Annotated in this window: 25 protein-coding genes, 1 tRNA gene and 1 riboswitch; of the genes, 19 read left to right on the top strand and 7 right to left on the bottom strand. The window is 69.9% G+C overall.

Annotated features, from left to right (window positions below; all coding sequences use genetic code 11):
• Positions 1-21 precede the first annotated feature (21 nt).
• On the top strand, positions 22-246 hold the full coding sequence (locus AC06FP_RS03295) for a hypothetical protein (protein ID WP_456117347.1): 225 nt from the start codon (positions 22-24) through the stop codon (positions 244-246).
• A gap of 61 nt (positions 247-307) precedes the next feature.
• Positions 308-1327 carry a ribonucleotide-diphosphate reductase subunit beta gene (locus tag AC06FP_RS03290; protein ID WP_456117346.1) on the top strand — a complete coding sequence of 340 codons (1020 nt, stop codon included), beginning with the start codon at positions 308-310 and terminating at the stop codon, positions 1325-1327.
• Between the two features lie 36 nt (positions 1328-1363).
• Here the strand turns inward: AC06FP_RS03290 and AC06FP_RS03285 are convergent, their stop codons facing one another.
• Positions 1364-2851, bottom strand: coding sequence for an alpha/beta fold hydrolase (locus tag AC06FP_RS03285; RefSeq protein WP_478074473.1), 1488 nt, complete (start codon positions 2849-2851; stop codon positions 1364-1366).
• Positions 2852-2916: 65 nt separating this feature from the next.
• On the opposite strand from AC06FP_RS03285, the gene AC06FP_RS03280 reads away from it, so the two are divergent.
• The 5 genes from AC06FP_RS03280 (at position 2917) to purU (ending at position 7010) form a co-directional block, all read left to right on the top strand.
• A complete protein-coding gene (locus AC06FP_RS03280) occupies positions 2917-3429 on the top strand; it encodes a MarR family winged helix-turn-helix transcriptional regulator (protein WP_478074472.1) in 513 nt (170 codons plus the stop codon).
• A gap of 101 nt (positions 3430-3530) precedes the next feature.
• Positions 3531-3935 carry an acyl-CoA thioesterase gene (locus tag AC06FP_RS03275; protein ID WP_456117343.1) on the top strand — a complete coding sequence of 135 codons (405 nt, stop codon included), beginning with the start codon at positions 3531-3533 and terminating at the stop codon, positions 3933-3935.
• A gap of 14 nt (positions 3936-3949) precedes the next feature.
• Positions 3950-4822, top strand: a complete 873-nt coding sequence (locus AC06FP_RS03270) for an NAD-dependent protein deacetylase (protein WP_478074471.1) — start codon at positions 3950-3952, stop codon at positions 4820-4822.
• A 72-nt stretch (positions 4823-4894) separates the two neighbouring features.
• Positions 4895-5989: an NADH:flavin oxidoreductase/NADH oxidase gene (locus tag AC06FP_RS03265; RefSeq protein WP_478074470.1), complete on the top strand. Its 1095-nt coding sequence runs from the start codon at positions 4895-4897 to the stop codon at positions 5987-5989.
• A gap of 169 nt (positions 5990-6158) precedes the next feature.
• A complete protein-coding gene (purU, locus tag AC06FP_RS03260) occupies positions 6159-7010 on the top strand; it encodes a formyltetrahydrofolate deformylase (protein ID WP_478074469.1) in 852 nt (283 codons plus the stop codon).
• A gap of 9 nt (positions 7011-7019) precedes the next feature.
• Here purU and pncA read toward each other — a convergent pair whose 3' ends face one another.
• Complete coding sequence (gene pncA / locus AC06FP_RS03255) at positions 7020-7643, bottom strand: bifunctional nicotinamidase/pyrazinamidase (RefSeq protein WP_478074468.1); 624 nt, start codon at positions 7641-7643, stop codon at positions 7020-7022.
• A gap of 137 nt (positions 7644-7780) precedes the next feature.
• Between pncA and AC06FP_RS03250 the strand changes: the two genes are divergently transcribed.
• On the top strand, positions 7781-8473 hold the full coding sequence (locus tag AC06FP_RS03250) for an MgtC/SapB family protein (protein ID WP_478074467.1): 693 nt from the start codon (positions 7781-7783) through the stop codon (positions 8471-8473).
• A 35-nt stretch (positions 8474-8508) separates the two neighbouring features.
• Here AC06FP_RS03250 and metE read toward each other — a convergent pair whose 3' ends face one another.
• Both metE and AC06FP_RS03240 read right to left on the bottom strand, forming a co-directional pair.
• Positions 8509-10797, bottom strand: coding sequence for a 5-methyltetrahydropteroyltriglutamate--homocysteine S-methyltransferase (metE, locus tag AC06FP_RS03245; protein WP_478074466.1), 2289 nt, complete (start codon positions 10795-10797; stop codon positions 8509-8511).
• A gap of 207 nt (positions 10798-11004) precedes the next feature.
• Positions 11005-11241: riboswitch (cobalamin riboswitch) on the bottom strand.
• A 52-nt stretch (positions 11242-11293) separates the two neighbouring features.
• Positions 11294-11626, bottom strand: coding sequence for an SMR family transporter (locus AC06FP_RS03240; protein ID WP_456117336.1), 333 nt, complete (start codon positions 11624-11626; stop codon positions 11294-11296).
• A gap of 126 nt (positions 11627-11752) precedes the next feature.
• Between AC06FP_RS03240 and dusA the strand changes: the two genes are divergently transcribed.
• From dusA to AC06FP_RS03220, 4 genes are all read left to right on the top strand, one after another.
• A complete protein-coding gene (gene dusA, locus AC06FP_RS03235; protein WP_478074465.1) occupies positions 11753-12760 on the top strand; it encodes a tRNA dihydrouridine(20/20a) synthase DusA in 1008 nt (335 codons plus the stop codon).
• Positions 12761-12946: 186 nt separating this feature from the next.
• Positions 12947-13318 (top strand): PepSY domain-containing protein, encoded by a 372-nt coding sequence (locus tag AC06FP_RS03230; protein WP_456117325.1) that lies wholly within the window; start codon positions 12947-12949, stop codon positions 13316-13318.
• Positions 13319-13388: 70 nt separating this feature from the next.
• Positions 13389-14072, top strand: coding sequence for a response regulator transcription factor (locus AC06FP_RS03225; protein WP_053520384.1), 684 nt, complete (start codon positions 13389-13391; stop codon positions 14070-14072).
• Between the two features lie 21 nt (positions 14073-14093).
• The gene (locus AC06FP_RS03220) at positions 14094-15521 is read left to right on the top strand and encodes an ATP-binding protein (RefSeq protein ID WP_456117324.1); all 1428 of its coding nucleotides are present in this window, start codon (positions 14094-14096) and stop codon (positions 15519-15521) included.
• A 112-nt stretch (positions 15522-15633) separates the two neighbouring features.
• Here the strand turns inward: AC06FP_RS03220 and AC06FP_RS03215 are convergent, their stop codons facing one another.
• Both AC06FP_RS03215 and AC06FP_RS03210 read right to left on the bottom strand, forming a co-directional pair.
• Positions 15634-16434, bottom strand: a complete 801-nt coding sequence (locus AC06FP_RS03215) for a M90 family metallopeptidase (protein WP_478074464.1) — start codon at positions 16432-16434, stop codon at positions 15634-15636.
• Positions 16401-16688, bottom strand: a complete 288-nt coding sequence (locus AC06FP_RS03210) for a hypothetical protein (protein ID WP_456117322.1) — start codon at positions 16686-16688, stop codon at positions 16401-16403. Before AC06FP_RS03210 ends, AC06FP_RS03215 begins: the two co-directional genes overlap by 34 nt.
• Positions 16689-16816: 128 nt before the next feature.
• Between AC06FP_RS03210 and birA the strand changes: the two genes are divergently transcribed.
• The 4 genes from birA (at position 16817) to AC06FP_RS03190 (ending at position 19405) form a co-directional block, all read left to right on the top strand.
• A complete protein-coding gene (gene birA / locus AC06FP_RS03205; RefSeq protein WP_478074463.1) occupies positions 16817-17782 on the top strand; it encodes a bifunctional biotin--[acetyl-CoA-carboxylase] ligase/biotin operon repressor BirA in 966 nt (321 codons plus the stop codon).
• Positions 17779-18516, top strand: a complete 738-nt coding sequence (locus AC06FP_RS03200) for a type III pantothenate kinase (RefSeq protein WP_478074462.1) — start codon at positions 17779-17781, stop codon at positions 18514-18516. The genes birA and AC06FP_RS03200 overlap by 4 nt, the downstream gene beginning before the upstream one ends.
• A 9-nt stretch (positions 18517-18525) precedes the next feature.
• Positions 18526-19290 (top strand): SPOR domain-containing protein, encoded by a 765-nt coding sequence (locus AC06FP_RS03195; RefSeq protein WP_478074461.1) that lies wholly within the window; start codon positions 18526-18528, stop codon positions 19288-19290.
• A 39-nt stretch (positions 19291-19329) separates the two neighbouring features.
• Positions 19330-19405: transfer RNA gene (locus AC06FP_RS03190), tRNA-Thr, on the top strand.
• 115 nt (positions 19406-19520) lie between these two features.
• On the opposite strand, the gene AC06FP_RS03185 is transcribed toward AC06FP_RS03190, so the two are convergent.
• Positions 19521-20699 (bottom strand): MFS transporter, encoded by a 1179-nt coding sequence (locus AC06FP_RS03185; protein ID WP_478074460.1) that lies wholly within the window; start codon positions 20697-20699, stop codon positions 19521-19523.
• A gap of 171 nt (positions 20700-20870) precedes the next feature.
• Between AC06FP_RS03185 and AC06FP_RS03180 the strand changes: the two genes are divergently transcribed.
• The 3 genes from AC06FP_RS03180 (at position 20871) to AC06FP_RS03170 (ending at position 22906) form a co-directional block, all read left to right on the top strand.
• Positions 20871-21329: a winged helix-turn-helix transcriptional regulator gene (locus AC06FP_RS03180; RefSeq protein ID WP_456119491.1), complete on the top strand. Its 459-nt coding sequence runs from the start codon at positions 20871-20873 to the stop codon at positions 21327-21329.
• Positions 21330-21821: 492 nt separating this feature from the next.
• On the top strand, positions 21822-22622 hold the full coding sequence (locus tag AC06FP_RS03175; RefSeq protein WP_478074459.1) for a helix-turn-helix transcriptional regulator: 801 nt from the start codon (positions 21822-21824) through the stop codon (positions 22620-22622).
• Between the two features lie 92 nt (positions 22623-22714).
• Positions 22715-22906: a hypothetical protein gene (locus tag AC06FP_RS03170; protein ID WP_456117316.1), complete on the top strand. Its 192-nt coding sequence runs from the start codon at positions 22715-22717 to the stop codon at positions 22904-22906.
• Positions 22907-23209 lie beyond the last annotated feature (303 nt).

Below are 23209 nucleotides of genomic sequence, written 5' to 3'. Positions count from 1 at the left end.
GCTGAAACGATCGAGGTCGCGATGAAACGTTATGCCAACCGCTCCGGCAACTCGGGCGTGGAAGCCTTCCGCGTCACCGCGACCTCGATCTTCGTCAAGTTCCGCAACCGCGACGAGCCCTACGAGTACCGCAGCACCGGGCGCGCGGGGCCACGGAAGGTGGCCCGGATGAAGGCCCTGGCCGAATCCGGCGCGGGCCTGAGCACCTATATCAGCCGCTACGCGCACGACGACTACGAACGCTGAGCGCGCCAGCGGAATCCAGAACACCGCCCGCGCCCGCGCGGGCACCACGAGGCAACAGACCATGTCCGCACAACCCCGCCAGATGCTGCTCGATCCGGGCTTCGAACTGACCCTGCGCCCGATGCGCTACCCGGATTTCTACGAGATGTACCGCAATGCGATCAAGAACACCTGGACGGTGGACGAGATCAACTTCCAGATCGACATCACCGACCTGCACCACAAGATGACGGCGGCCGACCGCCACCTGATCCACCGGCTGGTCGCCTTTTTCGCCACCGGCGACTCCATCGTCTCCAACAACCTGGTGCTGAACCTGTACCAGCACCTCAATGCGCCGGAAGCGCGCATGTACCTGTCGCGCCAGCTGTACGAAGAGGCGCTGCACGTGCAGTTCTACCTGACCCTGCTGGACAACTACCTGCCCGACCCGGAGGAGCGCTTCAAGGCCTTCGCCGCGGTGGAGAACATCGCGTCGATCAAGAAGAAGGCCGATTTCTGCTTCAAGTGGATCGACTCGATCCAGGGCCTGGAACGCATCGAGACCCGCGAGCAGCGCCGCCAGTTCCTGCTCAACCAGATCTGCTTCGCCGCCTGCATCGAGGGCCTGTTCTTCTTCGCCGCCTTCGCCTACGTGTATTTCTTCCGCTCGCGCGGCCTGCTGCCGGGCTTGGCGTCGGGCACCAACTGGGTGTTCCGCGACGAGAGCTGCCACATGGAGTTCGCCTTCGAGTGCGTGCGCACCATCCGCGCCGAGGAACCGGACCTGTTCGACGCGACCATGGAGCAGCAGGTCTACGAGATGCTGGCCGAGGCCATCGAGTGCGAGGTGCAGTTCGCCGAGGACGTGCTGTCCGGTGGCGTGGCCGGCATCTCCACGCGCGACATGCGCCAGTACCTGCAGCACTGCGCCGACAACCATTTCGCCAAGCTCGGCATGGCGAAGAAGTACAACGTGCGCAACCCGCTGCCGTTCATGGAGCTGCAGGACGTGCAGGAGCTGACCAACTTCTTCGAGCGCCGCGTCTCGGCCTACCAGGTCGGCGTGCAGGGCGAGGTCGGCTTCGACCACGCGTTCTGACATGGCCCGCGCCGTTGCGCGCGCTGCCGCGAGACGTCAGCGGGAGGGCGCTGGCGCGGGGAAATCCGGCAGTGCGAAGACCGGGAGCGGCAGCGTCACTTCGGCCGGCAGGTCGCCGAAGTCGCCGGTACGCAGGAAGTGGTGCACGGCGGCCTTGGCCGCCGGTTCGTCGCGCAGCTGGTAGAACACGCCGTCGTGGCCGCCACGGTGGATCACGATCGCGCGGCCGTTGCGCAGGTACGGCAGTTGCGCCTGCATGTTCTCCAGTGGCGTGGAGGTGTCCCAGTCGCCATGGACCATCAGCACCGGGATGTCGATGGGCCGCAGGCGGCGGTAGTCATCGCCCATGTCGGGCGTCGGCCACCGCGCGGCCGCCGCAAGGTAGGGCGCGAATCCGCCCTCGCCGACATAGGCGCGTGCCGGGTCGTTGCGCAGCTGGAATCCACGCGCCGCGCTGATGCCCAGGCTGGTATCGATCAACGGTCCGATGAGCGTGAACGGGTGCGACCGCCGTCCGTCCGCCACGTCCTTGGCCCAGGCCGTGTAGTGGCCGTGGTACAGCGACAGCACGAACGCGGGCCAGGTCCCGGGATTGCCTGCCTCGGCCAGCAGCGAGGCCTGCAGGTCGGCCAGCCCGACGGCCACCGGCGCGCCGCCATCGTGCGGATCCACCGTGATCGGCCGTTGCGCGAAGCGCCCGCGCAGCGTATCGATCGCCTCCATCAGGCCGCCCGCGGGCAGATAGGGCGCCAGGCCGGGATCACGGTCGGCTTCGAAGGCGATGCGCTGCATGGTCGCCAGCAGCGGCGAGGGCATGTCGTAGCCGAAATCCAGCGGCTCGATCGACGCCAGCACCGCGCGCTCGACGATGCCGGGGTGCGAACGCATCACCGCCAGGCTCCACTGCGAGCCGAAGCTGCCACCGAACAGGCTGATGCGCCGGTAGCCCAGCGCGCGCCGCAGATCGTCCACGTCGTCGGCGCAGGCGGCGATGGTGTAGCCGGCCAGGTCCCTGTCCGGATGCGCGGCGAGGGCGGCGTCCACCCGCAGGAGCGCGTCGTCGATGTCGTCCTGCGCGGTGAACGCGCGCTCGCGCGGCCACGCGGGCGACATCGCGGTGAGCTTGTCGCCGCGTTCGCTGTAGCCGCGCTGCTCGATCACCACCAGATCGGCCGTGTCGCGATAGCCCAGCCACGACGCGAGCCGGCTGCGCGCCGCGTCGCTGCCGCCGTCGAAGGCATCGAGCACCGCCAGGCCGGGGCCGCCCGGCAACCAGAACACCGGTGGCGTTCCGGCCGGGGCACGTCCGCGGATGCGGGCGAAGCCGACGCCGATCAGGCGGCTGCCGGGTACGCCACGGTGCTCGGGAACGTACAGCGTGCCGATTTCATAGGGCACCTGGCTCCCATCCGCTGCCTGCACGGTTTTCCGGTCGACCACGATGTCGCCGGCAGGGTGCGCGGGTGCCGCCGAAGCCAGCAGCGGGAGCAGCACCAGGATCGACAGCCAAGACACGCGCTTCATGAGCGGAACTCCGGCGGCGGGCGTGCAGCCTCGCCCGGAAACTATCTTCATGTCAAGATAGTTACATGAAGGCCCATGCGAATCCTGATCCCGACCTGATCGACCAGCTGCTGGCGGACTGGCGGCACGAGCGCCCCGACCTGGATGCCGGCGCGATGGCGGTCGTCGGCCGCGTCCTGCACCTGGGGCGGTTGCTGGAGGCGCGCGCGGACCAATGCCTGAAGCCGCTGGGACTGGGCTATACGGAGCTGGATCTGCTGGCGACCCTGCGCCGCTCCGGTGCCCCGTACCGGCTGTCGCCGACCGATCTGCGCCGCTCGGTATTGCTGACGTCAGGCGCGATGACCGCCTGCCTCAACCGCTTGCAGGCGCGCGGCCTGATCCGGCGCGAACCGGACCCGCACGACGGCCGTTCCCTGCTGGCCGTGCTCAGCGCCAAGGGAGCGAAACTGGCGGAGCGGGCCATCGCGCTGCGCTTCGCCCAGGCGCGCGAGGCGCTGGCGGGGCTGGACGCTGCCGAGCAGGCGCAGCTCGCCGCGCTGCTGCGCAAGCTGGGCCAGGGCATGGACGCGGATTGAACGGCGGACGACGGAACCCGCGCATTGGCATGCAGGCATCACGCGGGCGCGTCCGCCGCTGCGTATCATCCGCTCCTGCTCCCAACGCCGCGAACGCCGCCATGAACGCCACGCCCGCCATCGTCCCGCCCACCGAAGTCCGCATGGTGGAGATCGTTTTCCCCAACCACACCAACCACCTGGGCACCCTGTTCGGCGGCCAGGCGATGGCGTGGATGGACAAGGCCGCCTTCCTCGCCGCGGCGCGCTATTCGCGCCGCACCGTGGTCACCGCGCATTCGGACCAGGTGGACTTCAAGCTGCCGATCCGCATCGGCGAGATGGTCGAGACCGTCGGCCGCGTGGTCGAGGTCGGGCGCAGCTCGATGACGGTGCAGGTCGAACTGATCGCCGAGGACCTGCACAGCGGCGAACGCAAGCTGTGTACGCGCGGCCACTTCGTGATGGTGGCGCTGGACGCCGAGGGCCGTCCGGCCCCGGTGCCGGCATTGCCGCCGCAGGCCTGATCCGGGGCGGGGCGATGGCCGTGCTTCCGCAGGACACCGGCACTCCGTCCGCGGCCACGGACACGCGGCTGGCGGAGTTCGTCGCCAGCCACCGCCGCCTGCTGCTGCTCACCGGCGCCGGTTGCAGCACCGACTCGGGCATTCCCGACTACCGCGATGCCGACGGCCAGTGGAAACGCACGCCGCCGGTGGACTACCGCGCCTTCATGGCCGATGCCGCGGTGCGCCGGCGCTACTGGGCGCGCAGCCTGGTCGGCTGGCCGCGCTTCGGCCAGGCATGGCCCAACGCCACCCACCACGCCCTGGCCGCGCTGGAGGCAGCCGGCAGGGTCGAACTGCTGTTGACCCAGAACGTGGACGGCCTGCACCAGCGCGCTGGCAGCCGGCGCGTGATCGACCTGCATGGACGGCTGGACGAGGTGCGCTGCATGGGCTGTGGGGCGCGCTCCCGGCGTGAAACGCTGCAGCAGCGCCTGCTCGACGCCAATCCGGGCTGGGCGGCCGTGCAGGCGGCGCAGGCACCCGACGGCGACGCCGACCTGGAAGGCGACTTCGGCGGTTTCGTGGTGCCGGACTGCATGGCCTGCGGCGGCCTGCTCAAGCCGGACGTGGTGTTCTTCGGCGAGAGCGTGCCGCGCGAGCGCGTGGCCGCGGTGCATGCGCACCTGCAATGCGCCGACGCGGTGCTGGTGGTGGGTTCGTCGCTGATGGTCTATTCCGGCTTCCGCTTCGTCGATGCCGCCGCGAAGGCCGGGTTGCCGGTGGCGGCGGTCAATCTCGGCCGCACCCGCGCCGACGCCCTGCTGTCGCTGAAGGTCGAACAGCCCTGCGCGCAGGCACTGGCCTTCCTGCTCGGCGGTGCGCCGGCAGCGGCCAAGACGCAGTGATCCACCACGCCGGTTGAATCGACCCGGCGCGCGGGAGTGCAATGGGCGCCCCCCGAAACCGGATCACCCCACGTGAGCCACCTGTTCTCGCCGCTGTCGCTCGGCCCGCTGTCGCTTTCCAACCGCATCGTCATCGCGCCGATGTGCCAGTACTCGGCCGATGAAGGCCGCGCCACCAGCTGGCACGCCCAGCACCTGGGCACGCTGTCGCAGTCCGGCGCCGGATTGATGATCCTGGAAGCCACCGCGGTGGAAGCGCGCGGCCGCATCAGCTGGGCCGACCTCGGCCTGTGGGACGACGCCACCGAAGCGGCGCTGGGCGAGGTGCTGGCCTCGGTGCGGCGCTGGTCGAAGATGCCCATCGGCATCCAGCTCGCCCATGCCGGGCGCAAGGCGTCCACCGCGCGGCCCTGGGATGGCGGTGGCGCCATCGCGCCTGGACAGGCGCATGGCTGGCAGGTGGTGGCGCCGTCGGCGCTGCCGTTCAACGACGGCGATCCGGTCCCGCAGGCGCTGGACGCGGCCGGCATCGACGCGGTGGTGGAGGCGTTCGCCGCCGCCGCGCGGCGCGCGGCGCGGCTGGGGCTGGAGCTGATCGAAATCCATGCCGCGCACGGCTACCTGCTGCACCAGTTCCTGTCGCCGCTGAGCAACCGCCGCGACGACGCGTACGGCGGCGCGCTGGAGAACCGCATGCGCCTGCTGCTGCGCGTGTTCGACGCGGTGCGGGCGGCGGTGCCGGCCGGCGTCGCGGTGGGCGTGCGCATCTCCGCCACCGACTGGGTGGACGGCGGCTGGGACGTGGCGCAGAGCATCGCCGTGGCCAGGGCGCTGGAAGCGCGCGGCAGCGATTTCATCCACGTCTCCAGCGGCGGGCTGGACCCGCGCCAGCGCATCCCGGTCGGACCGGGCTACCAGGTGTCGCTGGCCAGCGCGATCAAGGCGCAGGTCGCCACCCCGGTGATCGCGGTGGGCCTGATCACCGAGCCGCGCCAGGCCGAAACCATCCTCGCCGAAGGCCACGCCGATGCCATCGGCATCGCCCGCGGCATCCTCTACGACCCGCGCTGGCCCTGGCACGCGGCCGCCGAACTCGGCGCGCAGGTGCAGGCCGCGCCGCAGTACCTGCGCTGCCAGCCGCACGGCCTGCGCGACCTGTTCCAGTAGCCAACACCTCCGTAGGAGCGGCTTCAGCCGCGAACGCGGCGTTCCCGGGATACGTCCACGCGTCCGGGGTTTCATCGGCAAAGCCCCTTTCGCGGCTGAAGCCGCTCCTACGGTCGCCGTGGCGGCAAAGGTTTCCCCGGAAAATTTCGCGCGTCGCTAGACTCCGCCGATGCGCCCCGACTACATCCTCACGCTTTCCTGCCCGGACCGTACCGGCATCGTCTACCGCGTTTCCGGCCTGCTGTTCGAGGCCGGCTGCAACATCCTCGACGCCCAGCAGTTCGGCGACGAGGAGAGCGGCCGCTTCTTCCTGCGCGTGCACTTCGACATGGCGGTGGCCGCGGAGGAGCCCGCCGTGCGTGAGCGCCTGCAGCGGCTGGGCGCGGAATTCGCGATGGACTGGCAGCTGCACGATGCGCGTCGCCGCGCGCGGCTGCTGGTGCTGGTCAGCAGGCAGGGCCACTGCCTGAACGACCTGCTGTTCCGCGCGCACAGCCGGCAGCTGAAGGTGGACATCGCCGCGGTGGCCTCCAACCACGACGATTTCGCCGCGCTGGCCGGTTCCTACGGGGTTCCTTTCCACCATCTGCCGGTGAACGCGGACAACCGCGCGCAGCAGGAGCGGCAGATCCTCGACCTGGTCGAGCGCGAACGCATCGACCTGGTGGTGCTGGCGCGCTACATGCAGATCCTGTCGCCACAGTTGTGCCAGGCCCTGGCCGGGCGCGCGATCAACATCCACCACAGCTTCCTGCCCAGCTTCAAGGGCGCCCAGCCCTACCACCAGGCGCACGCGCGCGGGGTCAAGATCATCGGCGCCACCGCGCACTACGTCACCTGCGACCTGGACGAAGGCCCGATCATCGAGCAGGACGTCGCCCGCGTGGACCACGCCATGACGCCGCGCGACCTGGTGCGGCTGGGCAGCGACACCGAATCGCTGGTGCTGGCGCGCGCGGTGCGCCGCCACGTCGAACACCGCATCCTGCTCAATGGCCACCGCACGGTGGTGTTCCGCTGAGCGGCGCGCTCACTTCTCGATGGCGATCCCGGCTTCGACCAGCGCGATGCGCGTGGCTTCGTCGTTGTCCGCCGACACCGGCCGCGTCAGCTCCCACAGGAAGCGCACGCGGAAGCCGCTGATGGCCGCGTCCTGCGCGCTCCACAGCACGCAGTAGTCGCGCGCCAGCCCGCATACGTGCACCTCGGCGATGCCGCGCTCGTGCAGCCAGCCGGCCAGGCCGGTGGCCGGGCGGTCGCCCTGCGGGCCGAAGTTCTCGCGGAAGGCGCTGTACGAATCCACCTGGCGGTCGTTGCCCTTGCGCAGGACCAGGTCGGCGCTGTTCCAGTCCACCTGCGGGTGCAGCGCCGCGCCCGCGCTGCCCTGCACGCAGTGGTCCGGCCACAGCGTCTGCGCATGGCCGTGCAGCTCGATCGACTCGAACGGCCGGCGCCCGGCATGCTGGCTGGCGAACGAGGCATGGTCGGCCGGGTGCCAGTCCTGGGTGGCGACCACGGTCGCGTAGCGGCGCTGCGCCAGCAGCGCGGCGATGCCCGGCACGATGGCGTCGCCCTGGTGGCAGGGCAGCGCGCCGCCGGGCATGAAATCGGGTTGCAGGTCGATCACCAGCAGGGCTGTGTCATTGCCGTACATCGCAGGTTCCGGTGCGGGGGAGCCCTGGAGTTTAACGCCGTGCCGGCCGGCGCCGGTCCGCAGCGCTCGCGGCGCGATGCGGCGTGGCGCGCGCATCGGCCTACACTGCGGCAACGGCACGCGATAGGGAGGCGGCAATGATCCAGTGGTGGGAACTCGGCCTGCGGCTGCTGCTGGCGGCCCTGCTCGGCGCGGTGATCGGCATCAACCGCGGGCGCCTGGAATGGGCGGCGGGGCTGCGCACGCACATGCTGGTCTGCGTGGGCTCGGCGCTGGCCATCATCGTGTCCGCGTTCGGCTTCTTCGACGTGCTGGGGCACCCGAACATCCAGCTCGATCCCTCGCGCATCGCCGCGCAGGTGGTCAGCGGGGTCGGCTTCCTCGGCGCCGGCACCATCCTGTTCCTGCAGCGCGAGCAGGTGATCCGCGGCCTGACCACGGCGGCCGGGCTGTGGGCGGTGGCGTCGGTGGGGCTGGCCGCGGGTGCCGGCCTGTACGCGGCGGCGATCATGGCGACGGTGCTGATGTGGGCGATCCTGGCGCTGCTCAAGCCGCTGGAACAGCGCTACCTGCGCCGCCGCGCGCGCAGCGGCCGGCTGCGCCTGCGCGTGGCGGTGGGCACGCCGCTGGCGCGTGTCGAAGCGGCGGCCAGCGACGCCGGCCTGCCGGTGAAGCGCATCACCCTGCGCCCGCGCGAGCAGGACAACGACATCGTCGATATCGACTGCGACCCGCCACTGCCGCGCGGACAGCTGCTGGCCAAGGCCGAACAGCTGGGCCGGGTCGAGGGCGTGGTCTCGGTGGAACTGCCCGGACTGGCCGTCAGCTGACCCTGGAGGCCCGTTGCCGGGCCTCCGGGTGTTCCTCAGGCGGCCGCGAACTCGCCGCGCAGCACCTGCGCCGCTTCCACCATCGCCTCCAGCGCCGCGCGCGTTTCCGGCCAGCCGCGGGTCTTCAGGCCGCAGTCCGGGTTCACCCACAACTTCCCCGCCGGCAGCACCGTGGCGGCCCGGCGCAGCAGCTCCACCATCTCCGCGCGGTCGGGCACGCGCGGGGAGTGGATGTCGTACACGCCGGGGCCGACCTGGTTGGGATAGTCGAAGCGCGCGAACGCATCCAGCAGCTCCATGCGCGAGCGCGAGGTCTCGATCGAGATCACGTCCGCGTCCAGCGCCGCCACCGAATCGATGATGTCGTTGAACTGCGCGTAGCACATGTGGGTATGGATCTGGGTGGCGTCGGCCACGCCGCTGGCGGCGATGCCGAACGCCTCCACCGCCCATGCCAGGTAATGCGGCCGCTGCGCGCGGCGCAGCGGCAGGCCCTCGCGCAGCGCCGGCTCGTCGATCTGGATGGCGCGGATGCCGGCCGCTTCCAGGTCGGCGACCTCGTCGCGCAGCGCCAGCGCGATCTGCCGGCAGGTCTGCGCGCGCTCCTGGTCGTCGCGCACGAACGACCACTGCAGCACCGTCACCGGCCCGGTGAGCATGCCCTTCATCGGCCTGTCGGTCAGCGACTGCGCGTAGCGCGACCAGCGCACCGTCATCGGCGCGGGGCGGCTGACGTCGCCGTAGATCACCGGCGGCTTCACGCAGCGCGAGCCGTAGCTCTGCACCCAGCCGTTGCCGGTGAAGGCGAAGCCATCGAGCTGCTCGCCGAAGTACTCGACCATGTCGTTGCGCTCGAACTCGCCGTGCACCAGCACGTCCAGCCCGATCCGCTCCTGCGCGCGCACGCAGCGTTCGGTCTGCGTGGCGAGGAAGGCCTCGTAGTCGGCGTCGGCGAGCCTGCCCGCGCGGTGGCGTGCGCGGGCTTCGCGCACTTCCGGCGTCTGCGGGAACGAGCCGATGGTGGTGGTGGGGAAGGGCGGCAGTCGCAGCGCCGCGGCCTGCAGCGGCAGGCGGCGCGCATGCGGCGTGGCGCGGCGGGCATCGGCGGCGGTGAGCGCGGCCGTGCGTGCCTTGACCGCGGCATTGTGCACGCGCGGCGAGCGGCGCCGCGATTCGGCCGCCGCGCGCGCCGGCGCCAGCGCCGCCTCGGCGCCTGCATGGCCGTCCAGCGCGTTGGCCAGCAGCCGCAGCTCGCCCAGCTTCTGCCGCGAGAACGCCAGCCAGCCGCGCAGTTCGGCATCGAGCTTTCTTTCCAGCGCCAGGTCGACCGGGCAGTGCAGCAGCGAGCACGACGGCGCCAGCCACAGCCGCTCGCCGCCGCGATGGCCCAGCGCATAGCGCGCCAGGACCAGTGCGCCATCCAGCGGGTTGCGCCAGACGTTGCGGCCATCGACCAGGCCCAGCGACAGCACGCGGCTGGCCGGCAGCGCGCGCAGCACCGCGTCGAGCTGCTCGGGCGCGCGCACGAGGTCCACGTGCAGGCCCTGTACCGGCAGCGCCGTGGCCAGCGCGAGGTTGTCCTCGAGCGCGCCGAAATAGGTGGCCAGCAGGATGTCCGGATGCGGGCCATCGGCCAGGTGGGCATAGGCGCGCTTGAAGGCGGTGCGCGCGGCGTCGTCCAGATCCTGCACCAGCACCGGCTCGTCCAGCTGCACCCACTGCGCGCCTTCCGCCTGCAGGGCGTCGAGCAGCTGCGTGTAGACCGGCAGCAGGGCGTCGAGCAGGGCCAGCGGCTCGCTGCCGTCGGTGGTCTTGGACAGCAGCAGGAAGCTCACCGGCCCCAGCAGCACCGGCCGCGTCTCGATGCCCAGCGCCTTCGCCTCGCGGTACTCGGCCAGCGGCTTGTCGCCGCGCAGGCAGAAGCGCTGGCCGGCCTGCAGTTCCGGCACCAGGTAGTGGTAGTTGGTGTCGAACCACTTGGTCATTTCCAGCGCGGGCACGTCGACGCCGGGTTGCTGCAGGCCGCGCGCCATCGCGAAATACGCGGCCAGCGGGTCGCGCCCGGCGAGGGCGCGATAGCGCTCGGGAATGGCGTCGAACAGGAACGCGGTGTCGAGCACATGGTCGTACAGCGAGAAGTCGTTGCTCGGCGGCACGTCCACGCCGGCCTCGCGCTGCAGCCGCCAGTGGCGGGCGCGCAGCGCCGCGGCGGTGGCCTGCAGCTGCGCGGCATCGCTCTCGCCGCGCCAGTGGCTTTCCAGCGCGCGCTTGAGTTCGCGGCGCGCGCCGATGCGGGGAAACCCCAGGTTGGTAACGGTTGTCATGGCACTTTCCTCATTGCGTGGGCATTGAGGAACGAAGGAACCGCGCGATGCCGCGCCGGCCCTTCCGGCCCGCCCGCCACCCCGCCAGCGACCTTCGCCCCCGCGGGCGAACCGGGCTCCACGGCGAAGGCAGACGGCGCCGCCGCGCGGCCGCGCGGACGGTTCCGGCCGCCTCCCCGCGGAGACGCCAGGTCGAAACAGGAGGCGTCGCGCCTCCCGGCCCAGGCCGGTATTCGGGCTGATGGACAGGGACGCGGCTGCGTCCGCCTAGTGGCCGTCGCTTCCCGGGCCGTGGCCCAGTGCTCGATGACGGCGGTCGTTTCCATTCACCGCTGCGGGGCAGCTCCGGAATGGCGGGCCTTGCGGCCGCGCTTCACCGGATTCCCGTTTAAATCATCCCTTCATGCGCATGAAGCGATGGATACCTTCGGCGCACCCACGATAGGCGGGCGCGCGAAGCCGGTCAAGCGACCGCGCGGATCGGGCAGGCGGGGGCTCAGTGCGCGGTCGAGCGCGAGAACACATTGATCACCACGACCCCGGCGCAGATCAGCGCGATGCCGATCAGCGCCGGCAGGTCGAGCTTCTGCTTGAACACGACCAGGCCGATCAGCGAGATCAGCACGATGCCCACCCCGGACCAGATCGCATAGGCGATGCCGGTCGGCACCGACTTCATCACCATCGACAGCAGCCAGAAGCACAGGCCGTAGCCGATCAGCGAGCCCAGCGTCGGCCACAGCCGGCTCATGCCGTCGGAGGCCTTGAGCAGCGAGGTGGCGGCGACTTCCAGGGCAATGGCGCAGGCGAGCAGGACATAGGCGTTCATGGGCCCATTTTCGCCCAGCAAGGCCGGGGAGCGGTCCCGTTCAGGCGCTTCGTTTACCCTTGGCATCCCCTGCGCCGCCATTCCAGGCCGCAGGCGAAGCCGACTCCACGTCCGGAACCACCCGTTTTGCAGCCGAACCACGACCCGCGCTACGCCGCCTCCCTGCGCCTGTCCGTCGCCCCGATGATGGACTGGACGGACACTCATTGCCGGGTGTTCCACCGCATCCTCGCGCCCGGCGCGCGGCTTTATACCGAGATGGTGCACGCCAATGCGGTGATCCATGGCGACCGCCAGCGGTTGCTCGGCTTCGACGCCAGCGAGCACCCGCTCGCGCTGCAGCTGGGCGGCAGCGATCCGGCGCTGCTGGCGCAGGCCGCGCGCATCGCCGCCGACTGGGGCTATGACGAGGTCAACCTCAACTGCGGCTGCCCGTCCGACCGCGTGCAGGCCGGCCGCTTCGGCGCCTGCCTGATGCGCGAGCCGGAGCTGGTGGGCGAATGCGTGGCGGCGATGGCCGCGGCGGTGGACATCCCGGTCACGGTGAAATGCCGGCTGGGCGTGGACGAGGACAACGACTACGACGCCTTCGCCGCCTTCGTCGACCGCCAGGTGCAGGCCGGCGCGGCGATGATCGTCGTGCACGCGCGCAACGCCTGGCTGCAGGGCCTGTCGCCCAAGGAAAACCGCGAGATCCCGCCGCTGCGCTACGACTGGGCGTGGCGGCTCAAGGCCGAACGTCCGGCCTTGCCGGTGGTGCTCAACGGCGGGCTGGCCACGGTCGAGGCCGCGCAGGCGCAGCTGGCGCATGTGGACGGCGTGATGCTGGGCCGGGCGGCCTACCACGACCCCTATGTCCTGCACCTGCTCGAAGCGGCGCAGACCGGCGCGCCCCTGCGCAGCCGCGAGGACCTGCTGGAACAGATGCGGCCCTACGTCGAGTCCCAACTGCAGGGCGGGCTGGCGCTCAAGCACATCACCCGCCACCTGCTCGGCCTGTACCACGGCCAGCCCGGTGGGCGCGCCTTCCGCAAGGTGCTCAGCGAGGGCGCGCATCGACCCGGGGCCGACTGGGCGCTGGTCAAGCAGGCCGTGCAGGTGACCCGCGAGCAGGCGGCGCGGGCCGCGGCCTGAGCTCCTGCTGCGCATTCATTTTGCTCATCTAGCTGAACGAAGCGGGTGCACGGCCGGGAGAGTTCAGACCGGATTCACCCCTAAAAATCAAGAATTTGCCTCGATTTCGTGAGTCTCGTGAAAATTCCCGTGGAGCCCTGTTTCACGGATTTTGAACGATCCGCCGCAGTCCGATAGGATCAGCCCATGCTTCCGGTTCCGCGTCACATTCTTGTCCTCGCCGCCGCTGCCGCCCTCGCGGCCGGCATGCCGATGGCGAAGGCCTGGGCGCAGGACGGCCGGCCGGAGCAGATGCGCGGCGACGTGCGGGAGATGCCGCGTCCGCGCATGCGCGACAACGCTGGCTCGCTTTCCGATGCAGTGCGCCGCGTCCAGCGCGAGACCGGCGGCCGCATCCTCGGCGCCGAGCGCGTGCCCTACGACGGCCGCGACATCAACCGGGTCAAGTACATGGACGACCGCGGCCGGGTGCGCTACATGGACGACGCGCCGCCGTCGCCACGGGCGCCCCGGGGGCCGCGCCAGGTCGAGCAGCCACCACGCGGCGATAACTCCTGAACAGCGATAGTTGTCCCGCAATCCGCTTACACATGCCGGTGATCGCCGGCCAAGCAACTAGGGAGAGTTCATGCGTATCCTTCTGGTCGAAGACGAAGCCCCGCTGCGCGAGACCCTGGCAGCCCGGCTCAAGCGGGAAGGCTTTGCCGTCGATGCCGCGCAGGACGGCGAGGAAGGTCTGTACATGGGCCGCGAGGTGCCGTTCGACGTCGGCATCATCGATCTGGGCCTGCCCAAGATGTCGGGCATGGAGCTGATCAAGGCGCTGCGTGATGAAGGCAAGAAATTCCCGGTGCTGATCCTGACCGCGCGTTCGAGCTGGCAGGACAAGGTCGAGGGCCTGAAGCAGGGCGCCGACGACTACCTGGTGAAGCCGTTCCACGTCGAAGAGCTGCTGGCCCGCGTCAACGCGCTGCTGCGCCGCGCCGCCGGCTGGTCCAAGCCGACGCTGGAATGCGGCCCGGTCGCGCTGGACCTGGCCGCGCAGACGGTCAGCGTGTCCGGCAGCAACGTCGACCTGACCAGCTACGAGTACAAGGTGCTCGAATACCTGATGATGCATGCCGGCGAACTGGTTTCGAAGGCCGACCTGACCGAGCACATCTACCAGCAGGATTTCGACCGCGATTCGAACGTGCTGGAAGTGTTCATCGGCCGCCTGCGCAAGAAGCTGGACCCGGACGGCGAACTCAAGCCGATCGAGACCGTGCGCGGGCGCGGCTACCGCTTCGCCATCCCGCGCAACGAGGGCTGATCCGCCGCGCGCGGTACGGGCATGATCTACGGCCGTCTGTGGTTTTTCCGGCGCTGGCGGCCGCGTTCATTGCAGGCGCGCCAGCTGCTGGCCGCCTCGGTGGGCCTGGTGGCCTTCCTCGCGCTGGCCGGCTACGCGCTGGACGCGGCCTTCGCCGGTACCGCCCGCGCCAATCTCTCAGAGCGCCTGAAGAACTACGCCACCGCCTACGCGGCCGGCATCGACTTCACCCGCGACCGCTCGCTCTACATCCGCGAACAACCGCCGGACCCGCGCTTCGACGTGCCTGGCAGCGGCCTGTACCTGCAGGTGGTGATGCCGGGCCATTCCGGCAACTCCATGTCCGCCGAGGGGCCGATCCTGCCCGACGTCAGCGCGCGCATGCTCGAGCCGCGCGAGGAAACCTTCGAAGGTCCGCTGCCGATCACCCAGATCGACGGCGCGCCCGGCGAGGTCTACCGCTACGGCATGGGCCTGGTCTGGGGCGGCGACGGCACGCCCGAGAGCGAATTCCCCTACACCATCTACGTGCTCGAGGATTCGCGCGCGCTGGGCAAGCAGCTGCGCGTGTTCCGCAGCGCGGTGTGGTTCTGGCTGGGCGTGACCGGCCTGATCCTGCTGCTGCTGCAGACCCTGGTGCTGCAATGGAGCCTGCGCCCGCTCAAGCGCGTGATCAATGAGCTGACCCGCGTGCAGCGCGGCGAGCGCGAGCGCATGAGCGAGATGCACCCGCGCGAACTGGAGCCGTTGACCGACAGCATCAATGCCTTCATCGAGAGCGAGCGCGAGAACCTGGAGCGCCAGCGCAATACCCTGGCCGACCTCGCGCACAGCCTGAAGACGCCGATCGCGGTGCTGCGCACGCAGCTGGACAGCGGTGCTGGAGACGGCGCGCTGCGCGAAGAACTGGACGTGCAGCTGCAGCGCATGAACAACCTGGTGTCCTACCAGCTGGCCCGCGCCGCCTCGTCCGGTCACAAGCTGTTCTCCGCGCCGGTGCCGATCGAGTCCACCGCCGAGGAGATCGTGCGCGGCCTGGAGAAGGTCTACGCCAGCAAGGGCGTGCTGTGCGAGTTCGAGCTGGAGCCTGGCGTCAACTTCTATGGCGAGCCGGGCGACCTGCAGGAGCTGCTGGGCAACCTGCTGGAAAACGCCTTCAAGTGGGCCCGGCGCCGCGTGCTGCTGACCGTGCGCCCGATTCCCTGCGCGCCCGGTCGGCGTGCCGGGCTGGAACTGGCGGTGGACGACGACGGCCCCGGCATCGCCGAGGAGAACATCGCCAAGGTGCTGCAGCGCGGGGTGCGCGGCGACGAGCGCGTGCAGGGCCATGGCATCGGCCTGTCGATCGTGCAGGACCTGATCAAGGACTATCGCGGCGAGCTGCAGGTCAAGCGCTCGCCGGAGCTGGGCGGCGCGCGGTTCGAAGTGACGCTGCCGCCGGGCCTGTGATCCGCGCGGCAAGCATCCGGCGCCGCCGAAGGAGCGGCCGCATGAGCGAGCGTAGGAGCGACTTCAGTCGCGAATGCTTCACCGCGAAGATCCGTCGCGACTGAAGTCGCTCCTACGGGGTCTCCGGTGGCATCGCGAACGGCGAAGGCCCGTAGAAGCGGCGCAGGTGCGCGGCCACCGCCGGCATTTCCCGCTCCAGCAGCTGCGGGGCCGAGAAGTGGTACTCGGTGGCGACGGCGAAGAACTCTTCCGGCGCCTCGGCCGCGTAGGGGTCGATCGCGGTGTCGCGGCCGGCGTCCACCTGCCTGCAGAAGGCGTCGTAGCTGTGCTGGAAGTCGCGCGCCCATTGCCGCTGCCAGTCGCGCGGCAGCGGCGGCGTGCCGTCGAGCGCGCCGTCCAGCACGTCGATCTTGTGCGCCATCTCGTGCACCGCCACGCAGAAGCCCGACCGCGGGTCGGCGATGTCGGCCTGCACGTCGGCCCACGACAGCAGCAGCGGGCCGCTGTCCCAGGCTTCGCCGATCAGCTCGTCGTCCCACTCATGCAGTACACCGGCCGCGTCCATGTGGCTGCGGCGCACCCGGAACGCTTCCGGATACACCACCAGTTCGGACCAGCCATGCAGGCCTTCCTGCCCGAACTCGAGCAGTGGCAGGCAGCACAGCGCGGCCAGCAGCAGGCGCTGGCCTTCGTCCAGTTGCAGCCCGGCCACCGGGGTGATGGCCTTGCGCTGCAGGAAGTACGCCGCCAGCGCGCGCAGCCGTTGCTGGCGGCCGGCATCCAGCGCATGCAGCCAGGGGCATGCCTGGCAGGTGGCCTGCCACAGCGCTTCATCCACGGAAGGGGGCTTGCGCCGCCAGCGGCGCAGCAACGACTGGATCAGCGGAACATCCCGGGCAGGAGCCGGTGCCACTTCGGCGCGCGCAGCCGCGGAATGATTTCCTCGTCGCTGCCGCCACCTGCCTGCGGCGGTGCCGGCATGGCGTGCTTGGGCTGGGACGGGGGCGCGGCGTTGGCCAGGTTCACCGAGGCGGCTGGCGCCGCCACGCGTTCCACTTCGCCCGGCGCGTAGGTGCAGCCATTGCGGGCCGGGGTGTCGATCGCCTCCGCGGCATGCGCGGCCACGGGGGCCAGCAGCAGGATCAGGCAATGGGCGGTACGGCGCATCGTCGACATCCGGGGGCGGTTGAGTTCCCGATTCTAGCCTGCTTTTCCGGCGGGATTGGAAGGCCCCATGGGCGGCCCGGGCGCCTTCACGCATAATCGGCCGATCTGTTGCGATCAGAAGATCCGTCGTGGACGACCGTGAATTGCTGGCCAAGCTGGGCGAGGGCGCCTTCTCCGGCGACGCCCTGGCGCGTGGGCTTGGCCAGACCCGGGCCGCCATCTGGAAGCGGATCCAGGGGCTGCGGGCGGCTGGCGTGGCCATCGAGGGCCGTGCCGGCGACGGCTACCGGCTGGCCCAGCCGCTGGAGCTGCTGGACCGCGACCGCATCCTGGGGCAGCTGGCGCCCGATGTGGCCGCGTCCGTCGCGGCGCTGGAGATCGGCTGGACGGTGGGCTCGACCAACAGCGAATTGCTGCGGCGCAGCGCGCCTTTGCGCGGCGTCGAGGTGCTGCTGGCCGAACGCCAGACCGGCGGCCGCGGTCGCCGCGGCCGGCCATGGGCCTCGCCGCTGGCCGCCAACATCTACCTGTCGGTGTCGCGGGCCTTTGCCGGCGGCCTGTCGCGCATGGGCGGGCTGAGCCTGACGGCGGGCGTGGCGGTGGGCGAGGCGCTGCATGCGCTGGGGTTTGCCGCGGCCGGCCTGAAATGGCCCAACGACGTGCTGGTCGATGGCCGCAAGCTCGGCGGCCTGCTGGTGGAAGGCGGCGGCGAGTTCGCCGGCCCGGCGCGCGCGGTGATCGGGCTCGGCCTGAACGTGCGCATGCCCGCTGCCATCGCCGCGGACATCACCCAGCCCTGGATCGACCTGGACACGCTGGCCGGCGCGCCGGTATCCCGCAACCAGGTGGTCGCGACGCTGCTGTCGCATCTGCTGCCGGCGCTGGACCAGTTCGAACGGCAGGGGCTGGCGCCGTTCCTGCCGCGCTACGCGGCCATGGACGTGCTGGCCGGCCGCACGGTGCGCGTGGAGGAAGCGGGCACCCTGCATGAAGGCACCGCGCTTGGCCTGGCCGAGGACGGCGCCTTGCGCCTTTCCCTCGACGGCGGCGAACGCCAGTTCCATGCCGGCGAAGTCAGCGTGAGGGCGCAATGAGCGACTGGCTGTTCGACCTGGGCAATTCGCGCTTCAAGTTCGCACCGCTCGACGGCGTCGCTGCCGGCAGCGTGCAGGCGTGGGCGCATGGCGCCGAGGCGATGACCGCGACCGCGCTGGACGCCCTGCCGCGCGGCGACACCGCCTGGGTGGCCAGCGTCGCGTCGCCGGCATTGACCGCGACGGTGATGGAACTGCTGCATGCCCGTTTCGCGCGCGTGGAGGTGGCAAGGACATTGCCGGCCTGCGCCGGCGTCACCATTGCCTATGCGCGTCCGGAGAAGTTCGGTGTCGACCGTTTCCTGGCCCTGCTGGCCGCGGCCGACGCGCAGCGGCCGGTGCTGGTGGTCGGCGTGGGCACGGCGCTGACCATCGACCTGATGGATGCCGATGGCCGCCATCTTGGCGGGCGCATCGGCGCCTCGCCCACGGTCATGCGCGAAGCCCTGCATGCGCGCGCCGCGCAGCTGCCGGCCAGCGGCGGCGACTATGCGGAGTTCGCCAACGACACCGCCGACGCGCTGGCGTCCGGCTGCGACGGCGCGGCGGTGGCGCTGGTCGAACGCAGCCTGCGCCACGGTGCCGACCTGCTGGGCACCGCGCCGGCGCTGGTGATGCATGGCGGGGGCGCGGTCCCGTTGCTGCCGCTGCTGCCGGAGGCGGAACACCGGCCGGCCCTGGTGCTGGACGGGCTGGCCCGCTGGGCCGTGCACCAGCGCGCGCCGGAACGCTAGGATCGCACCATGCTGATTCGTTTCACGATCGTCGCACTGGCCATCCTCAACCTCGGCGTCGCGCTGTGGTGGATGACGCCACGCCAGGCACCTGCGAGGGCGCCCGAAGCCGCCGAAGCCGGCGTGGCGACGCTGGAGCTCGTTCCCATGGAGGCCGTGGAAGCGGCCTCCGCGGTGGTGTCGACGTCACCGTCCGTGGCCCCCCCGACTCCGGCACCGGCGCCGGTCGATGCGCCGGCGGAAGCGCGCAAGGCCGCCGCCGCGACCGCTGCGGCAACGGTCGAACCCGCCGCGGCCCCGTCGCCACGTCCGCAGCAATGTTCCAGCTTCGGGCCGTTCGAGAGCAGGGACCGCGCCCAGGCGGCCGCGACCGCGTTGCGCGCGGACCTGGTGCGTTCGCGTCTGCGCGAAGTGCCGCCGAAGGCGGCAACCAGCTACCGCGTGCTCATCCCGCCGGCGGCCAGCCGCGAGGATGCGCAGGCCATGGTCAAGCGCATCGTGGATGCCGGTTTCAGCGACTACTTCATCATCGCCCAGGGCGAGGACGCCAACGCCGTGGCACTGGGCCAATACCGCAACCGCGAAGGCGCCGAACGGCGCCTTGCCGCACTGACGGCAGCGGGTTTCCCGGCGCGCATCGTCGGCAATGGCGCGGAGGCCGCCGCCCGCTGGTGGCTGGATGCGGCCTACGCCGGTACCGCCAGCATGGAAGACCTGCGCGGGCGCAGCGGCGCCCCGCAGCAGCAATCGCTCGACTGCGCCCGCCTGCGCTAGAATGCCGCGGGCGCATCGCCGATGCCCGTGCGAATCATCGCCGCTTTAGCTCAGTCGGTAGAGCAACTGTCTTGTAAACAGTAGGTCATCCGTTCGATTCGGATAAGCGGCACCATCGCCCGATCCAGCAGCGTCCAGGTAAATCCAGGATGCGCGATGAACCCGCTGGAAGAGCGGTCCGGCTGGGAGCGTGAGCGGCGGCACCCAATCGCTGGGGCCCCGGTTCCCGCTCAGGTCTGGGCGGCCACTTGGAGCGTTGCGCGCCGCGTGGTCCACCAGACCAGCAGCGCCAGAAGGCTGACCGCCGCGCCCAGCAGGCAGACGCCTCGCCAGCCCGCATGCGCATAGGCCATTGTCGTGCCAATGGCGCCCAGCCCACTGCCAGCGGCATAGAACAGCATGTACAGGCCGACCAGCCGGCTGTGCGCTTCGGGTCGGCTGCGGAAGACCAGGCTCTGGTTGGTGACATGCAGCGCCTGCCCGCCCAGGTCGAGCAGAACGATGCCGATCATCAGTGCCCACAACGACTCTTCCATGAGCGACAGCGGCCACCAGGCGAGCAGCAGTACGGTCAGCGCCGCCGCGCTGGTGCGCTGGGCATGCCCCCGGTCTGCCCAGCGCCCGGCGCGTGCGGCGGCCATCGCGCCAACGGCGCCGACCAGGCCGAAGGCACCGATGACCGTGTGGGAGAAGCTGTAGGGCGGTGCGCTCAACGGCAGGACCATCGCACTCCAGAAGATGCTGAAGGCGGCAAACATCAGCAGCGCCAGCACGCCGCGCACCTGCAGCATCCTTTCATGGCGCAGCAGCGTCAGCATGGAAGCGACCAGACGCGGATAGCCCATCGCAGGGCCTGCCGGTGCCAGGGCCGGCAGCCGCCGCCACAGCGGAACCGCAATCGCCAGCATCAGAACGGCGGCGCCGATATACACGCCACGCCAGCCCGCAACATCGCTGACGGCACCGGCGAACACCCGCGCCAGCAGCAGACCGATGAACACCCCGCCCTGGGCCGCGCCTACCACACGGCCCCGTTCATGGGATGCGGCGGCACTGGCCGCATAGGCGATCAACCCCTGCGTCATTGCCGTGCCCAGCAAGCCGACGGCGAGCATGCCGACCAGCAGCGCAGGCGCAGATTGCGCGAGGCCCACGGCGACCAGGGCGGCCACGAGTGCCAGGAGCTGCACTGCCATCAGGCGACGGCGATCCACCCGGTCGCCCAGCGGCACCAGCAACAGCAGGGCCAGCGCGCAACCAATCTGCGTGGCCGTGATGACGCCGCCGACCGCCGCATGGCCGATGCCGAAGTCGCGGGCCAGCGCGTCCAGCAAGGGCTGTGCGTAGTAGACATTCGCCACGCTCAAGCCGCTGGCGATGGCGAACAGCCAGACCAGGCGGCGGGGCATGTCTGCGGGTCGGGCAGTTCCGTGGCCGCCTACCGGCGGCATGGACGATGTGAGAGAAGGCTTCATGACCGTGGTTCCATCGCAATCTGGTTTCAAATAGAAACCGATTGAATGCTGGATCATGTGGTTTTAAAATGCAACCAAATCGACAGCATGTCTCCGGGTGACGCCATGCCCCTCCGCAAGCCCTTGAGCGATGAACCTTGTCCCGTTGCCCGATCCGTCGACCTGATCGGCGATCGCTGGTCGCTGCTCATCGTGCGTGATGCCTTCGATGGCATGCGCCGCTTCGGCGACTTCCAGCGCAGTCTCGGCGCGGCGAAGAACATCCTGGCCGACCGGCTGCGCAAGCTGGTCGACGCCGGCATCCTGGCCCTGCAGGATGCCTCCGATGGCACGGCCTATCAGGAGTACGTGCTCACGCCACAGGGCGAACGCCTTTTTCCTGTCGTTGTGGCCCTGCGTCAATGGGGCGAGCGGCACCTGTTCGCGCCCGGCGAGCGCCATTCGGTGCTGGTCGACAAGCGCACGGGCAAGGCGGTGCCTGCGATGTCGCCAAAAGCGAAGGATGGGGCCCTGCTGCGGCCTGCCGACGCCGAGGTGCGGAAAGTGAGCCAGGGCACACGGTAGTGCAATAGCAGCGGCGCTCGCACCGGGCTTGCATGCATGCCCAGCGCGGCGTCGTACCCCCTTGGTGGCACGGGCAACGATGCTGTTTCTGCAGTTGCCGTCGCCGTCGGGGGAGATCCACTGGACGGAGCGGAAGGTGCCCGGCCGGTACCGGCCGATGCTGCATCGATGCGGCATGGCGCCGGCATGTCATTCAAACAGCCGGCTCCTGCCGGCATCTGGCCCAACCGATATCTGTCATCTGCTGGTGGGATGCGTCGCCGTACATGCCCTCGTAGAGAATGGCCGGCATCGGTCTTTCCCGCCGTTGACGACCGGCGGCTCCAGGTCCAGGGGAACCGGGCTTGCTCCGTCTCCCCTGTTGATCGGTCTTTCATCCGCGGAATGCACGGTCTCGTTGGCGTGGACGGGAGCTCCCGGCCGCACAGGTACGCCACCGGTCGGCAGGGAGCTCCGGGCGGCACGCATTCGGACAACATCCTGAAAGAGAAGATGCTCAACCAGGAACAGAAGGACGAAATCCATATCCTGTGGGACGAATTGGCCGACTTTGGCGCAGTCCACGCCGAGGCGGCATGCAGGCATCTTCAGGGCAGGCTGTGCCAGATGACGGGTGCCTTCAACGCGACCTGGGACGGGGCGACCCGCCTCGGTACGCAACCGGAGTGCCGCGGTCCATTCGAGGGTTGGCGCATACCGGTCACGCAACTGCTTCACCCCATCGATTCTCCCCGGCAGAGCGCTGGATTCAAGGAAATCCAGGGGCTCTGGAGCCGCGGCGTGGACGCCGCTCCCCACCTGATGCTGGCAATGCGGAACGTCGGCAGTTTCCGGGCCTATGGCCTGCGCAGGGACATGCCCGGCGAATGGTTCGACGGCCCGTTCTACCGGAACCATTTCGCATGCTTCGGAATAATGGACTCCATCTGGATCGGCTTTCCGGTCAGCCAGCACGCCGAATCACACTATGGTTTCCACTCCCATGCCACCTTCGGCAAGCGGGACGTCGAACTGCTTTCCTATGCGCTGCGTGGAATCAAATGGTTCCATCGCCAGCTGATGATCATCCAAGGCGTGCTGGCCGCCAGATCGTCGCTGACGCCAACCGAGCGCAAGGTGCTCCGGCTTCTGCTGACCAGTGCTTCGGAGAAGGAGATTTCCGAACAGCTGGGACTGGCCGTCTCGACCACCCACCAGCATGTCGTTTCCCTGTTCCGGAAGTTCTCCGTGCGCAGCCGCGCCGGACTGATGAGCCTGTGGCTCGGCGATCCGGATCATGTAGGAAAAATCTGATTTCCCCTGGACTGTGATCGGATGTGGTGCTTCGCTGGCCCCTGATCCATAGCCTCGGCCGAGCCTGATGACAGGCTCAAAGAGGATGCGGCATGAAACGAATCATCCAGCGTGGGGTGGCGATCGGGTTCCTGTCCCTGGCCGTCTTCGGCGGCACGGCGTCTGCCGCATGGTGCGGAAAACCATGCGAGACCATCTACCGGAACTGCATGTCCACCGGCGGCAATCCCGATATCTGCCAGGCCAAGTACGACCAGTGTCTCGAGTCGTTGTGCGGCATCTGAACCCCGGCATCGGCAGGAGCCCCGCCTTCGGGCGGGGCTTTTCGTTTCCAGTCTGACTGCCGCCTTCTTCACTGCGGGCTGTCACCCTGCACGACGAAGCCGGCAGCGGAGCCGGCCGGCCTGTACAGATGCCGCTGGCCCTGTCCTTGAGCGGGCCCCAAAGCTCGCCGGGTGAGGGGACAGTTGCCCGAAAGAGCCGGGAGTGGTCGGTAACCCCTTGTCCGCCAAGGTTTCCTGGGCAACGGCCGCGCCGCGCGGCCGCCGGATGGCGGAAGCCTGTCGCCCGTGCATCCCATTTGATGA

The organism is Stenotrophomonas sp. Steno-Z2 (assembly GCF_056393235.1).
The sequence above is the reverse complement of the archived record's forward strand: the minus strand, read 5'-3'. Positions and strand labels throughout refer to the sequence as shown.